General features: G+C 63.4%; 11 protein-coding genes and 1 pseudogene. 5 read left to right on the forward strand and 7 right to left on the reverse strand.

The features are described from left to right. Nucleotides 1–165: 165 nt before the first annotated feature. The 4 genes from ABF990_RS12210 (at nucleotide 166) to ABF990_RS12225 (ending at nucleotide 4,849) form a co-directional block, all read left to right on the forward strand. Entirely contained in the window at nucleotides 166–2,622 is a 2,457-nt protein-coding gene (locus ABF990_RS12210; protein WP_415491476.1) for a TonB-dependent receptor, read from the forward strand. A 405-nt stretch (nucleotides 2,623–3,027) separates the two neighbouring features. Further along, a complete protein-coding gene (locus ABF990_RS12215) occupies nucleotides 3,028–3,585 on the forward strand; it encodes an RrF2 family transcriptional regulator (RefSeq protein WP_415491475.1) in 558 nt (185 codons plus the stop codon). Between the two features lie 23 nt (nucleotides 3,586–3,608). Further along, nucleotides 3,609–3,998, forward strand: coding sequence for a cupin domain-containing protein (locus tag ABF990_RS12220; RefSeq protein ID WP_415491474.1), 390 nt, complete (start codon nucleotides 3,609–3,611; stop codon nucleotides 3,996–3,998). A 17-nt stretch (nucleotides 3,999–4,015) separates the two neighbouring features. Beyond that, the gene (locus ABF990_RS12225; RefSeq protein ID WP_415500589.1) at nucleotides 4,016–4,849 is read left to right on the forward strand and encodes an NAD-dependent epimerase/dehydratase family protein; all 834 of its coding nucleotides are present in this window, start codon (nucleotides 4,016–4,018) and stop codon (nucleotides 4,847–4,849) included. 399 nt (nucleotides 4,850–5,248) lie between these two features. On the opposite strand, the pseudogene ABF990_RS12230 reads toward ABF990_RS12225, so the two are convergent. Continuing rightward, a pseudogene (locus ABF990_RS12230) lies at nucleotides 5,249–5,692 on the reverse strand (cupin domain-containing protein); the annotation flags it as partial. 499 nt (nucleotides 5,693–6,191) lie between these two features. Further along, nucleotides 6,192–7,568, reverse strand: a complete 1,377-nt coding sequence (locus ABF990_RS12235; protein ID WP_415500588.1) for an MFS transporter — start codon at nucleotides 7,566–7,568, stop codon at nucleotides 6,192–6,194. A gap of 272 nt (nucleotides 7,569–7,840) precedes the next feature. Between ABF990_RS12235 and ABF990_RS12240 the strand changes: the two genes are divergently transcribed. Continuing rightward, nucleotides 7,841–8,980, forward strand: coding sequence for an FAD-dependent oxidoreductase (locus ABF990_RS12240; protein WP_415491471.1), 1,140 nt, complete (start codon nucleotides 7,841–7,843; stop codon nucleotides 8,978–8,980). Between the two features lie 153 nt (nucleotides 8,981–9,133). Here the strand turns inward: ABF990_RS12240 and yghU are convergent, their stop codons facing one another. The 5 genes from yghU to ABF990_RS12265 all read right to left on the reverse strand — a co-directional run bounded on the left by yghU (nucleotide 9,134) and on the right by ABF990_RS12265 (nucleotide 15,081). After that, the gene (gene yghU / locus ABF990_RS12245; RefSeq protein ID WP_415491470.1) at nucleotides 9,134–10,009 is read right to left on the reverse strand and encodes a glutathione-dependent disulfide-bond oxidoreductase; all 876 of its coding nucleotides are present in this window, start codon (nucleotides 10,007–10,009) and stop codon (nucleotides 9,134–9,136) included. Nucleotides 10,010–10,076: 67 nt separating this feature from the next. Further along, a complete protein-coding gene (locus ABF990_RS12250) occupies nucleotides 10,077–10,898 on the reverse strand; it encodes an MBL fold metallo-hydrolase (protein WP_415491469.1) in 822 nt (273 codons plus the stop codon). A 681-nt stretch (nucleotides 10,899–11,579) separates the two neighbouring features. Next, the gene (locus ABF990_RS12255; protein WP_415500587.1) at nucleotides 11,580–12,605 is read right to left on the reverse strand and encodes a proline racemase family protein; all 1,026 of its coding nucleotides are present in this window, start codon (nucleotides 12,603–12,605) and stop codon (nucleotides 11,580–11,582) included. A gap of 194 nt (nucleotides 12,606–12,799) precedes the next feature. Next, the gene (locus ABF990_RS12260; protein WP_415500586.1) at nucleotides 12,800–13,117 is read right to left on the reverse strand and encodes a hypothetical protein; all 318 of its coding nucleotides are present in this window, start codon (nucleotides 13,115–13,117) and stop codon (nucleotides 12,800–12,802) included. Continuing rightward, entirely contained in the window at nucleotides 13,114–15,081 is a 1,968-nt protein-coding gene (locus ABF990_RS12265; protein ID WP_415506626.1) for a PepSY domain-containing protein, read from the reverse strand. The genes ABF990_RS12260 and ABF990_RS12265 overlap by 4 nt, the downstream gene beginning before the upstream one ends. Between the last annotated feature and the right edge of the window lie 147 nt (nucleotides 15,082–15,228).

Here is a 15,228-nt window from a genome sequence, read left to right on the forward strand (position 1 = left end):
CATGCGGGGCTGTCACACGCTGGGTGTATTATTCTGGCATCACTGCATGATTATATTCATTCATATATAGGAATATGCACGGACGTATATGGACAGCGCCCTGTCAGGCTTGGCAGAAGGGGGACACCTGAAGTTCCTTATTCATATGCTGGACCTGTTAGATTTATGCGTGATCGTTTTCATACCTCTTTCGTTGCCGGAACATTTGGCGCGCTTCTGCTGACCTCATCCGCACTGGCGGCGCCCTCTGCCTCCACCCGGCAGGGCGGGGTGGCACGGCCGGCAGGCGCTGCGCCGGCCTCTGCCGGAACACCCGTCGCCCCGGTGGCCGTGAAAAAAAATGCAGCCAGCAGGGCCCCGGTTAGCGGGACACGGCCCAGTACAACCCCGATTGCGGGTATTCTCGACGGCTCCAATGGTGAAACGGTGAACGTTCACGGCCACCATGCCGCAGACGGCACGGGCGCCAAATACATGAACAAGATCGTCTATCTGGGGCCGCTGGGTAATCGGGACACGCTGGATACGCCTTATTCCGTCATGGGTGTGCCGCACGATGTCGTGGTCAACCAGCAGATCCGCAACCTTAACGACATGGCGCAGTACCTGCCCTCCGTGCAGCTTGAAATCCGTGGCGATCCCAACACGTCCCGTCCGCAGTCACGCGGGTTCGAGGCGGATGTGGTCTCCAACTCCCGTCTGGACGGGCTGAATGTCGTGTCCACCACCCCGTACCCTGCGGAATGGGTGGATAACCTCCAGGTTCTCAACGGTCTGGCCGGGGCCATGTACGGGCCTGAAAACCCGGCAGGTGTGTTCGAATACACGCTCAAGCGCCCGACGGACCGCCGGACCGAACGCCTTTCGGTCGGGGTGGATTCCATCGGCACGCCCACGGTCAACGGCGACATATCGGGCCGGGTGGGCCGCAATGGCTGGTTCGGCTACCGCCTGAACATGCTGCACGCCAATGGCACGGCCTACGTGCCGGGAAGCTGGCTGCGGCGCGAAATGGTGAGTGCCGATTTCGACATCCATCTGGACGACAAGACGGTTATCGAACTCGACGCCAGCCATTACACCTATGACGAACGCGGCACGGCCCCGGCATTCGGCATTCCCGCGGCGGGAATAGGCGGCAAACTCCCCGAAGCACCCGATCTGGGGAAAAGGCTTGCACCGGACTGGAGCGGTTTCAATATGGAAACCAACACGTTCCTGGGCAAGATCAAGCACCAGATCAACAAGGACTGGAGCTTTACGCTGGGCGGGCTGTATCAGGACGCCCAGCGCCAGTCGTTCGGCATTACCGATACGCTCTGCGCCAAGCCCGCGGCTGCGACGGCCACCAGTGCCGCCTGTGGCGGGTACGGCACGAATGGCTGGTACAGCTCCACGGTTCAGGCTGCATCCTCGGCGAACGATTTCCGCGTTGGCAGCAACATGGCGTATATCAACGGCCGGGTTTACACCGGTCCGGTCCGGCATGATCTGGTGATTGGCACCAACGGCTACATGATGGGCAATTATAACCCGACCGGTACCGACAAGGCGAATTACAGCCTGCCGTCGAGCAACCTGTACGGGACAGCCCCCACAGGCGGTTCGCAGCCCTATTACCATGGGCGCTACCAGTCCAGCAAAGTTGTCAGCCAGTCCTTTATCGTGGGCGATACGCTGACAATCGACAGGCACTGGTCGATCATGGGCACGCTCGCCTGGAGCTGGATACGCCAGGACAACGCGCTCAATGCCAACAGCCCGCTGACAAAGGCGTTCCAGGTTGACGCGGCGTTCAGCCCGACCGCCAGCCTGATGTACAAGCCGACCGACAACCAGACTTTCTATTTCACGTACGGTCGTTCGGTCGAAGCCGGGCCGGTTGCCACCAATAACAACCTTTATACCAACAAGAACCTGGCGTTGCCGATCGCGCATTCCGAGGAGTATGAGGTCGGCTACAAGCTGCGGTACCAGAAATTCCAGTTCAATCTTGCGGGTTTCCGCATGACGTCGCCATACGCCATTTATACCCAGGCCGCGAATACCTGCGCGAGCTATACGAATTATACCGGGACAGGGGCAAACCCGTATGCGGGTAAATGCCAGACCTACCAATATGGCGGCACACAGCGCAATTACGGTGTGGAAGCCCAGATTTCGGGTGAAGTCCTGCCCAATCTTTCCGTGCTTGCGGGCATGACATGGTTGGATGCGGAACTGATCGATAGCAAAACAGCCGCCTACAACAACAAGGAAATTGTTGGCGCGGCTCCGTTGCAGGCCAACCTGCTGCTGGACTACCGCCTGCCCGGCACCCTGGGGTCCTTTGCTTCGGGCTGGGCGTTCAACGCCAATGTGCACTACATGGGCAACCGTGCGGCCAATATCCAGAACACGCTGCATACCGGTTCGTACACGACCCTTGAACTGGGCACGCGGTACGGTTTCCATGTCGCCCGCTTTCCGTGGGTGCTGCGGTTCGGGGTCAGCAATGTCACGAACGAGCGGTACTGGGCATCGGTCTATACGGGCGCGCCCAGTGGCACGTCGGGTGCGGCATCCAGCCTGTATGCGGGCCTGCCGCGTATCTACCACTTTACCTTCTCGGCTGAATTCTGATTTTTGGTTGGCTGTTGCCGTCAAAACAGAAACAATGGTGTTGATATCCGCTGCTCCGGGACATTGCAAAATGCTGCGTCGCGGGGCGGCGGGGGCATGACTGCACCCCGCCCGTTTCTTTAAGAACGATCAGCCTGCGCTGTTCTAGGGTGTATCTGCGCGGGCTGCGGAGTGTTGTGGACATATGCTTTCCAGCATGCTGGCCACGTGTCGTGGGTGTGGGCCTTGCTGCCTGCCCGCTATGGCCGGGTCGCAGGGGCGGGCAGCGTCCCGGTCTGCGGACCTGGCATGGCCCGCACGCTCCTGCGCCGACGCCGTCCCTCGCATGACAGGCAATTCCGGCCCGCCGGATAATTCTGGTATTCCCCTCTTGCACATAAAAACGCGGACTAATAAGGTCCGCGTATGACACTGTATGGCGCCAGCACCGAATATGTCCTGCACAGCCTGCTCTGGCTGGTTGGCAACCCCGAGCCTGTCAGCAGCCTCGATCTGGCGGAGCTTCAGAATATTCCGCCCGCATTTGTCGCCAAACTACTGCCCCGGCTTGAAAAGGCGGGGGTTCTCAGCGCGGCCGAAGGGCTGAAAGGCGGCTACAGCCTTGCCAGACCCGCGCATGAGATCAGTGTGCTGGCCGTGGTCGACGCTGTGGAAGGGCAGAAAAGTCTTTTCAACTGTCAGGAAATTCGTGGCCGCTGCGCCCTGTTCAATGAACGGCCGCCGCAATGGGCCACGCAGGGTGTGTGCGGCATTCATGCGGTCATGCTGCGGGCCGAGCAGGCCATGCGGCAGGAACTGGCCCGGACATCGCTGGCGGATCTGGCCAGTTCCGTGCGTGCAAAAGCACCCCGCCCGTTTGCAGAGCACGTGCAGTCCTGGTTCGATGAGCGTGTGCGTACCCGCCGCACCGGCAAGGCCAGGCAGCGCAGGCGTCCGGGCAGTCTCTGCCCCCCGCAACCGTGATCCAGTCACAGGAAAACCATACCATGCAGAAATTCATTGTTCTTGGCGCGCTGTTCGCTGGCCTGTGGGCCACGCCCCTTTATGCGGAAACCCGTGTCACGCCCCTGCTGTCCCATGACCTGCAGGGTTTTCCCGGCAAGGAAGGGGCAATGCTGACAGTCGACTACCCGCCCGGTGGGTCGGACCCGATCCATCGGCATAATGCCTCGGTGTTTGTATATGTTCTGCGCGGCAGCATCGTCATGCAGGTCAAGGGGGGTGCCCCGGTGACGCTGAAGGAGGGGCAGACCTTTTTCGAAGGCCCGGACGATGTCCATCTGGTAGGGCGCAATGCAAGCCAGACAAAACCTGCGCGTTTTCTGGCTTTTTTCGTCAAGGACAAGGCAGTTCCCTTTGTTGTGCCGGCACACTGAGCAAAAGGGGCGGACGGATGAAAATTCTTGTTGCTGGCGCCAGCGGGGTTCTGGGGCGTGCGCTGATCGGGCGCCTGCGCCATGCGGGGCATGACGTCTGGGGCATGGCCTACCACGCCCGGAGCCTGAAGGTTCTGGACATGCTGGGCGCGCATCCGGTTCAGTGCAATGCCATGGACAGGGCGGCTGTTTTTGCAAGTTTCGAACATATTCGCCCCGATGGGGTGATCGATCAACTGACTTCTTTGCCCGCCAGCCCTTTCGAACTGCCAGCCAGACTGCCGGCGGACAGGATTCTGCGGCTCGAAGGCGGTGGAAATCTGTTCGAGGCCGCGCAGGTTTTTCAGGTCGGGCGGTATGTCCAGCAGTCCTGCGGCTTTTATCTGGACGGTGGCGGCGCACTGGCGACAGAGATATCGCCACTCAGGACCGGCGCCCCCGGCACCATTGGCGAGAGTGCGCGCATGTATACGGCTCTGGAACAGCGGGTTCTGTCCAGCTCCATGCTGAACGGTGTCGCGCTGCGCTATGGTTTTTTCTACGGCCCCGGAACATGGTACTGGCCGGACGGGGCTTTCAGCGACCATGTCCGCCAGGGCGAAGTCGCGCTTCTTGGCGGGGGATGCAGCACGTTGTCCTTCATCCATGTGGATGACGCGGCGCAGGCGACCGTGGCAGCCCTGACCGCGCCCTGCGGCATCTATAACATTGTCGACAACCAGCCGATGACAATGCACGAATGGCTGCCAGCCTATGCCCAATGGGTGGGAGCGCCCGCGCCCCGTCGGATCGGCGCGGACGACGCAGCACGACTGATGGGGAAGAAAGCGTTTATTATCAGAACAGCCTGACAGGGGCGTGCAATCGCAAGGCGGTGACGATGCTGGACCTGCATCCACGCGGGCAGCCCTGGCAGGGCGGGTAAATCCGTTCTGGCGCGGGCGGACAGACAGGGTTGCCGGTTTTATCGCATGAGCCGGACTGCCCATGGAGTCTGTTTTTGTAACCGGTATTGCGCGGGTTTTTTAGTTGTGCATGCTATTTCCATTCCGTAGGGGTGCTGTCGGTCGGGTGTGTGGGCCGTTGCGCATTCGGCCAGGCGGATCGCGGCCCGACAGGTTTTTTCAAAACCGTGTCTTGTTGGTAGATTACCAGCGCGGCGGCCGGGTGCGTGACTGCATGCCCCCAAGGTCGGGCAGGGGGGCTCAGTTTTCCACTCACTTCCGCTTCGCCCGGGTAAAGCCTTGCGGCTACCTGAAGCGGCAGGGCTGGTCCACGGTCGGGGTTTCATGGGTCTGGATCACCATCAGTTCCACCGGGCCATCTCCGACATTGCCGGCAAAATGGCCGACGCGTTTCTGCGCGTCCATGCGGCTGAGCTGGTCTTCCCCCAGCGAGACTTCGCCCGGGCCCATCACCACTTTTGTGCCGTCCATGGCGGTGACATACCATGCCCCTTTTAGGGGAATAATCCATTGCACTACAGGATCGGGGTGCCACAGGCCGTTCCAGTGGGCGGGCTGGACGGTAAAAATCACCTGGGCGGGGCCGGGTGGCAGGCGGTCCTGCCACTGGGGTCCGGCAGGCCGTGACATGGTTTTGAGATCGAAGCTGCGTAACGGGCAGCGTGTCATGTGGCTTATGCCGTCATGACTGGTCCAGTTGTGCCAGTACCATAGCGTTGGTGGTGGCGGGGGGCTGCCCGTATCTGCATGGCTGCCCGCATTGCCGCCCGCTTGCCCGCCCGTATTGGGACCCGTATTTTGGCCAGTATTCTGAGCAGCAGTCTGGCCAGTATTGCCGCTGGTAATCGCGCCCATGGAACTGCCGGCGGCAGCAGAGGTAGTGGCGGGCGCGGGGATGGCGGTCGGTACGCCTTTGGTCACCCCTGTCGTCCCGCCTGTCGCGGCCCCTGTGGCCGCTCCGGTGTTTGCCCCACTGTTTGCGCCCGTATTTGCCCCCGTGTTTGCCATGCCGGGCGGTGGGCTTGCGGCAAGTGCCGTGGCGGCGATGACAGCGGCCACAAGGGCCGCACGGTCAGGCAAAACTATTTTCCGGCATATTTTCCTGCACATGGGGGCTCCCTGTCAGGTCAAAGGGTGCGCCGCCTCGCAGGGTGTCATGGCGGTGATGGCGCACAGCATAGACCGGTTTGGCCCGGCAGGGGGCATAATGTGGCGGCGCAGGCCCAGGTTACTGTACCATCTGTTCGCGTAGCCGTTCGCGCTCGGCATTCCGGGCGGGCGTGGCGTCCGCCGGGTTGGGTTGTGGCGCGCGGATCATGAACACCAGCCCGGAGGACACCACCGCAACGGCCGCGAACAGCCACATGACCGGTCCGGCGTCATGGAAGCGGGTCAGTGCGGCACCCATCAGCGATGTAGCGAAAAAACCCGCGACGTTGGCGAAGGAACACGCTACCGCCAGCCCTGCCGCCGCCGCCCGCCCCTGCAGGAAAGTGGACGGGATGGTCCATAACGTAGGGAGCGCACCCAAAAGCCCGGCATTGGCAATGGCCCCGAACACCACCAGCCACACGACCCCGTGGCCGGGCAGCCCGCACAGGCCCAGGGCCAAAGCTCCCACCACGACGGGCAGGAACAGGTGCCAGCGCCGTTCGCCCCGGCGGTCGGAACTGCGACCCAGCACGATCATGCTGATGGCGGCGGCAATGTGCGGAATGGCGACGATCAGCCCCAGCATGCCATAGCCCGTTGCGATCCGGGCGTGCAGGAACGTGGGGAACCAGAACGCCACGGTATACAGCCCGAGCAGGATCGCGCCGTCCATGATGCCGATCATCCACACCCGTATGTCCGTAAAGGCGGCCGACAGTTCTGCGTTTCTGTGCCCGGCGCTGCCATCCGCGGCCAGTTCGCGCGCCAGGTGTTCGCGCTGGGCAGGGCTGAGCCATGTGGCGTCACTTAGCCGGTCGGGCAGAAAAAACCACGCCCATACACCCAGCAGAACGGGTGGCAGCCCCTCGATCAGGAACAGCCAGCGCCAGCCCGCAATCCCGCCCGTGCCCGAAAGATGGGCCAGAATCCAGCCCGACACGGGAGAGCCCAGCACGCTGGCCAGTGGAATACCCAGCATGAACAGTGCTATGACCCGCGCGCGGCGTGCGGCGGGTACCCACTGGCCAAGGTAATACAGCGCCCCGGGCATGAACCCGGCTTCCGAAACACCGAGGGCAAAGCGCGAAAGATGGAACAGCCATGGCGTATGGACCAACCCGCTCAGGGTCGAGATCAGCCCCCAGGTGACCAGAATGCGCGCAAGCCACGGCCGCGGTCCCACGCGTTCGAGAATGATGTTGCTGGGCACTTCGCACAGGACATAGCCCAGAAAGAACAGGCCGGCCCCAAGGCCGAACGCCGCGTCGTCCATGTTCAGGTCATGGAGCATCTGCAACTTGGCAAAGCCGACATTCACCCGGTCGATATAGGCGGCCAGAAAGCCCAGTGTCAGGAACGGCACAATACGCAGGCAAACGGAACGATGCAGATTCGCAACGGTATCCGTGTCGGATTCGTGCGAAGGGATGATGCGGCCTGAGCCAGAAGACATGCGTGTTCTCTCCATATGCCGCGTGTACGTCTTATTTCGTCGGATTGTATAGCATGTAAAACCGCGCGGGAAACACCCTGTGACGGACGGGGTATTTTTCGTCTCCGCCCGGTCGGGTTTTTCCAGTGTTATATCCTACACAACAGGTGGCATCATGAATCGGGGCGGGGCAAGATAAAACTCTTGACGAAGGCGGTACGTTCCGGTCATAGGCATGTATAGTGTATACACGATTAAATCTGTTCCCGTTGCAGAATGAAAGGCCGCGAGTCATGTCAGAGGGTAAGCGCATTGGTGTTGTGGGTGCCGGTATGGGGGGCATTGCCGCCGCCGCCCTGATGCAGCGCGCGGGTTTCGATGTCGTTCTGTATGATCAGGCGCCCAGCTTCATGCGGCTTGGGGCGGGAATCCAGTTCGGGCCGAATGTCATGAAGATCCTGCGCAGGCTCGATCTGGAAGCCCCGCTGGAGGCCGTGTCCTGCCTGCCCGACTACTGGACCAGCCGCAACTGGAACGACGGCGCGGTTCTGGCCAATATCCCGCTCAATGCCGAACGCGACCGCTACAAGGCAGCCTACATCACCATTCATCGTGGCGATCTGCAGCAGACCATGCTCAACGCGGTGGACCCGTCACGGGTGCGCTTTGGCAAGCAACTGACCCGGTTCGAGGATAACGGCAAAACCGTGCGGCTCGACTTTGCCGACGGCACGTCCGACACGGTGGATATGCTTGTTGCGGCTGACGGTATCAATTCGCGCGTGCGGGAACAGATTTTCGGGCTGGACAAGGATGTCTATACCGGCTGGGTCGCGCACCGGGCCATTATTCCCGGTGCCGCCGCCAGAGCCGCCGGGGCGGACCTGAACGCCAAGTGGTGGAGTGCTGACCGCCATATCGTATGTTACTACCTCGACCGCAACGAGGATGAATTCTATCTCGTGACCGGCGAGCCGGATGAATGGACGAGTGCCTCCGGCCAGTTGCCCAGCACGCGCGAGGCGCTGCGCAAGTCCTTTGCCGGATATCACCCCATGGTGCAGGCCTATATCGACGCGACGGATGAGGTCACGAAATGGCCGCTGAAGACGCGCAGCCCCCTGTCGCACTGGCATCAGGGCCGTGTGGTGCTGCTGGGCGATGCCTGCCACCCCATGAAACCCCATATGGCGCAGGGTGCCGCCATGGCGGTGGAGGACGCCGCCGTGCTGACACGCTGCCTGGCCGAACTGGGCACCGCCGATCTGGAGCGCACGTTCCGCACCTATTTTGCCTGCCGCAAGGACCGGGCCACCAAGGTGCAGAGCATTTCCAACGCCAATACGTGGCTGCGCCAGCCCGAAGACCCGTTCTGGTGCTATGGCGACGACGTGTACCAGATGGACCTGCGCGCGGTCGAAGCCACGGTCTGACATCGGCCTGTGCGCCAGCCCGGGTCATGCCGGGTGTCTGCCCCCATGCCGTGTCACCGCATGTAACACGGCATGGGGCCTGAACGGGGCAGGCGTCTCGGCTGGCTGTCTGCTGTGGGTGGGGTCTGGCCCGGTTTCTTTTTCGGGTGCGCTCTACGCCGTCGGGGCGATCTTGTCCTGTGTGCCGGTCAGGAAATCGCTGGCGTCGTGGCGTTCGTGCAACTGGCTTGCCGGATCGCCCGTCACGCGGTTGACCATGCGCCCGCGCTGCACGGCCGGGCGCGCCAGAAGCCTGTCCGCCCAGGCTTTGACATGGCGGTAGTCCTGCACGGCCAGAAATTCGGCGGCATCGTACTGCCAGCCTTCCACCAGCCCGCCATACCACGGGAAAATGGCCATGTCGGCTATGGTATAGTCGGCCCCCGCAATATAGGGAGTTTCGGCCAGCCTGCGGTCCAGCACGTCTAACTGGCGTTTGGCCTCCATCGCGAAACGGTTGATCGCGTATTCGATTTTTTCGGGCGCGTAGGCATAGAAATGCCCGAACCCGCCACCGATATAGGGCGCACTGCCAACCTGCCAGAACAGCCAGTTCAGGCATTCGGTGCGGGTGGCGATGTCGGTGGGCAGAAACGCCCCGAATTTTTCAGCCAGATACAGCAGGATGGACCCGGACTCGAACACCCGCAGCGGTTCCGGCCCGCTATGGTCCACCATGGCGGGGATCTTGGAATTGGGGTTGATGGCGACAAACCCCGAACCGAACTGATCGCCCTCGCCAATCCGGATCAGCCATGCGTCGTATTCCGCTCCCGTATGGCCCGCCGCCAGCAGTTCTTCGAGCATGATGGTCACTTTAACCCCGTTGGGGGTGCCGAGCGAATAAAGCTGGAGCGGGTGGCGGCCCACTGGCAGGAGCTTGTCATGGGTTGGCCCGGCCACGGGGCGGTTGATGTTGGCGAAGCGCCCGCCACTTGCGGCCTGCCATGCCCATACGCGGGGCGGCACGTAAGTCTGTGAATCGGTCATTGGCGGTATCTCCTGTGAGGGGGAGCGGCTTAGTATGACGATCGGCGTGGAAAAGAACAGCCGGCTTTCATACCCTGCGCCATGTCCCATCGGGGTCGCGTAATGCCTGCCCGCGGGTTTGCAGCGCTTCCAGCGTGGCGCCCAGCACCTCGGTCGCTGCCGCGCGTAGGGGGGCGGGCAGATTCCGGTAGATCCGGTCCAGCAGGGCGGTTTCCGTCTGGCCATGGGTGTCCAGCATGGTGCGGATCTGTGCAAGCCTGCGCTGGCGGGCCCGCAGCAGCCCTTCTATGAACGGGTGTGGTTCGGTAATGGCCGGGCCGTGCCCGCTCAGCACCAGGTCGTAACCCCGGTCGTGGATGGTTTTCAGGCTGGTCAGGTAGGCATCCATGCTGCCATGGGGTGCCCGCATGACGACGGAGCTTGACCAGCCCATGATATGATCGCCCGCGATCAGACGGTTTTCACCGATATCGAGGCAGATATGGTCCAGGGTATGGCCCGGTGTTGCAATAACACGCAGGCCGCATACCATGCCGCCATCGGCCAGGGGGGTGCCATGGCTGCCGCCAAAAACGGGGGCATTGGCCTGGCGGGCCAGGGCAGGTGCGCCGCGTTCATGGTCGGCATGGCTGTGGGTGACGACAATGGCGCGCACCGCCCCGCCGGTTGCCGCCAGCACGGCATTCCGGTGCGCGGGGTCGTCCGGGCCGGGGTCCACCACCACATGGCCGTCATCGGTCTCGATCAGCCAGGTATTGGTGCCGTGGTAGGTCATGGGCCCCGGATTGCGCGCGACAACCCGCGCAACCCCATGCGACGCAGGGAGCGGGCGACCGTAATCGGGTGTTTCTTCCGTATAGCGTCGTGTACGTGCCTGAAAGTCGCTCACCAAGTTTCCATCCACCTGTTGGCGCAACCCTATCCGAGTGCGGCAGCCCACGCCAGAGCGTGTAGCGGCGCACAGTCCGCGGCTGTTCGATGGTGTCTGTGACAGAGTAAAGCCAGGTCGCACCGGATCTTTCAATTCAAAATCAGGCCAGCCGGGATGGCGGCCGGGCGGGTTCCTGAAGGCTCGTGGCAGAAGGCGGGTGCCGGAGGGCAGAGTCCTGAGCCGAGTCCTGAGAGCAGGGTCCGCTGGTTAGCTTCCGGCAGCCAGCTTCCGGTGGCCAGACACAGGTGCGCCGCTTCTGTCGGGACAGAACCCTGCGGGAGAAGGGCCAGAGCGAGAGGCGGCAGAGCGAGAAAAGCCGGGGGGAGAAGGGTCAGCGGAAGAGAAGCCATCCGGGCAAGGCCCTGAACTGCCCCTGCCGGGGCGGGGGATGGCGTTCAGCGCCCGATATGGTAGCCGGAACGTGCTGGCGGGCCTTGCGGGGCTGGGCAAGGCAGGACGGTGCAAGGCAGGGCAGTGCCGCAGGTGGAACCCGCGACCGGTGTCGGTGCGGGGCCATCGGGGGTGCCGCACCGGCCCGTCTTGGGGAGCTGTCTCGGGAACTGTCTTGGGGGAACTACCGTGGGGGTATGGGCGGGCGTACCAGCCATGGGGGCAGGGCCCCGCATGCTGGCAGTTCTGTCAGAACCACACGTCGGAAATGATATGCCCTTCGGGGTAGGGGTCGGTGGGGTCCAGCCCGTACTGGCCCATGCTGGTAATCCAGGCCTGCCCGGCAATGGTGGGAATAACCGCATCCCGCCCGGCTACTGTGGTGGTGGACTGCACCTGCCCGATAAAGACCGTATCGGCAATGGAGACGTGCCTGAAGCGTTCGCCAACCCCGATCTGCCCCTTGGCGTGCATAACCGCCAGCCGGCCCGATGTGCCCGTGCCGCAGGGCGAACGGTCAAGCCGGCCATGCAGCACAACCGTGCCGCTGCGGCCTTCCACACCCTCTGCCGTGCGGGTGAGCGGACCTTCGAAAATCACGTTGGAAACACCGAAAATCTTGCTGTTTTCGGGGTGGACGGTGGCAAGCTGTTCGTTCACCGCCGCCTTGATCTTCTGCCCCGTCAGGCACATGTCGCGCGCTTCGTCCGGGGTGACGGCAAAGCCCAGCGCATGGGCATTGACATGGGCGTAGGTCATGCCGCCATAGGACGTGTCGACCTGCACGGTGCCCAGCCCCTCAACCTCGATATCCCTGTCCAGATCATGGACAAAGGCCGGGCGGTTGGTGAACTCCACCTGTTCCACCTTGCCGTCGCGGCAGGTGCAGCGGCATTCGATCAGCCCGCCGGGGGCCTCCATGGTCAGGACCGTCAGCGGTTCCTGCATGGGAACGATGCCGGTTTCCAGCACCACCGTGGCCACGCAGATGGTGTTGGACCCCGACATGGGCGGGTATTCCGTGCTTTCGAGAATGACATAACCGATCTGTGCCGCCGGGTCGCAGGGGGGCAGAAGCAGGTTGGCGTTCACATAGGGGGCGCCACGGGGTTCGAACAGCACAAGCTTGCGGATATCGTCGCAGTTGGCCTGGAGATATTCCATTTTTTCGAACATGGTCCGGCCTGGCACATCGCGCACACCACCGGTGATCACGTTGCCGACCTCTCCTGCCGCGTGACAGCCGACAACTGTAAAGCTTCTGCTCCAGCGCATGATTTTTCCCTTGCTGTAATTCTGTATGGCCCGGCTGACCGGCTCTGGCGCCTGTCGTTCTGCAAGCGCAAGAATGTTGTATGCAATTTGTCGACCCGTCAAGGCGGGGTCTGTGCCACTTGGCCATGCGGGCCGCGGCGACACCCTGCGGGGACCGTTCCGGTAGCGGATAAAAGGAGCGGTAGGGCTCAGGTTTACAGACGCCGATGCCCCGGCGGTGCAGGGGGCTTGCGGGGCGGATAAGGCAGGAGCGACAGCCCAAGAGCCGTCAGAACGCTACAGACGGAAAGCAGCATGATCCATAACGGCCACCCGGAATCGGATCGCCACAGCAGGCAGGGCCATAGCGCCAGCCCGGCCAGTACCCCGGCCCCTGCGCGCAAGACGCGGCGCTGGTGGGTGGGCAGGGGGGCTGCGTATCCCAGTTTCTGGCGGGGCCATGGCAGGGCTCCGGCCCAAAGCAGGCAGGCTGTCTGGGTCAGGGCTAAAGCCAGCCAAACGGCCCCCGTCACGATGCGGCCTTTTGGCCCGGGTGGTGTGGGGCCGGGTGCTGGGGTGTTCTGCTGGCGCGGCCGGGGTGGCGGGCATACAGGGCCAGAATGCCCGCCATAAGGCCAGCCAGCACGCAGAACCCGTCCACTCCCGCGAACACGCCAAAGGCGGTGGAGAATTCCGCCCTTATGTCAGCGGCGCTTGCCAGGTCCAGCAGCGGGGTTGCCACCCCCATCAGCGCGGTTGTCGCCAGAACGATCCGCCAGCCCCGTCGGGGGGCGGCAATGCTGGTCAGCAGTACGCAGCCCAGCCATGTCGCGAAAAACCCGCCAACCTCAATGTCGGGCCATGCGGAAACGGCGGAAGGAGCCAGACGGTTGAGATACAGATACATCAGGCACGCGCAGGGCAGGCCGGTCAGCACACCTGCGTTCAGGCGTTCGAACACCACTGCCGGACCGCTGGCCGCGCTGGCCCGGCGGCGGGCCGTATAGAACAGCAGCCCGCTGGCCACCATAATGGTGGAGGCAAGCCCGCCCACGAACCAGAGCCACCGCAGCGTGGGCTCCATGGTGCGGCCCATATGCAGGCCGTGCGCCAGTACGGTGGCCTGCTGCGCCAGATCGGGTTTGGCGGATGCGGGCGTTGTGGCCCGGCCTCTGTCTCCTCCCGCGCTGACATGCCCTGCATGGGCTCCGCCGGCATGAGGAATATCTGCACTGGAACCACCTGCCCGGGGGGCACTTCCTGTAATGGCCCGCTCTGCACCGGCGCCGCCTGAACTGGTGGTAGTGGAACTGGTGCTAGCGGAACTGGTGGAGCCCGAACGTCTGGAGTGTGGGCTGGCAGAGCCCGGGGGGGCGGAATCCGAAGCACCGGAACGCGGCATGACGGTGCCGGAACCACCAGCACCCTCAACGGCAGCGCCTGAAAGGGCCGAATCCGGTCCGGCGGAATCCGTCCGGGCAGAATGCGATCCTGTAGCATCCCCTTCGGGCGCATCCCTTTGAGCCGTGGCCGGTCGGGCGGTGCCGGGGCTGTCCGGGCCAGCCTGTGGGGTCTCGGGTTTGGGTGTGGCGGTTTTTTTGCCGCCAGCCCTGTCGGGCGGGGCAAGAACATGCCCTGTGGTGGCGTCGAACGCGACGGAGACCCGGTCCATCGTCAGGCTGCCCGGCCGTACGGCAAACACTGCCACCTGCCCGGGTGAAAAGCGCAGATGTTCGGGGTCATGGCCGGTCAGCGCGTGGGCCTGTTCCAGCAGGGGGGCAAGCGGGGTGCTGGGGGCCCAATGCCCCACGGGGGTTGGGCGGGGTGGTGTCTCGCCTGCCCGGCCCAGTACGGGCAGCGCGTTGCCCGCTGCCAGAATCAGCCCGGTATAGGTGATCATGATATGGAACGGCAGCAGGGCCGTGCCGGTCAGCACATGCGCGTCCAGCAGGAAACGGGGCGTGGCCGCGCGCAGCCTGAGAGTGAAATAGTCCGGGATGATCCGCGCCAGATGGATCAGCAGCCCGCCCAGCAGTTCGATGGCGAACACGAAGGCAAAGGCCGCAACCAGACGCTGCCCCCATGGGCGTGGCACGCGCAGGGAATAATGGAGGTCGAAGAAAAAGGAGCCGCCTTCGGTGCGGGGGGCTGCGATCATATGCCCGTCACGCGGGTCAAGTACGGGGCCGGTAAAACTGTGGCCGTCAAACCGCTGGACCCGCAGGGTGGGGTCACGCGGGCCGGGCAGGCGCAGGAACGCGGGCGGCAGGCCGTCTGCATCGTCACGCGCCATGATCAGCCGGGCCTGTTCCAGCGCTGCCGGTGTCGCTACGCTGCCAGGCGGAACGCCAGCGCTCTGGGGCTGCATCCAGCGTGTCAGTTCCGTGTCGAACACGGCCAGCGTGCCGGTCAGGGTAATGGTATAGATCGCCCAGCCCGAGACCAGCCCGCCCCAGCGATGCAGCCATGACAGGCGTGCGCGTGTATCCGGCGTCACGGTGTTGAGGGTCCGTGCAGGGCCGGGGTATCCGGATTGGTGCTGGTGCTGGTGCTGGTGCTGGTGCTGGTGCTGGTGCTGGTATTTGTATTGGTGGAGGTCGTAGCCCCGGTCGGGGCGGTGGGGTTGACCGGGGCCACCGGGGGC

Origin of the sequence: Acetobacter sp., from assembly GCF_047723915.1 — a bacterium.
Classification (GTDB): Bacteria; Pseudomonadota; Alphaproteobacteria; order Acetobacterales; family Acetobacteraceae; genus Acetobacter.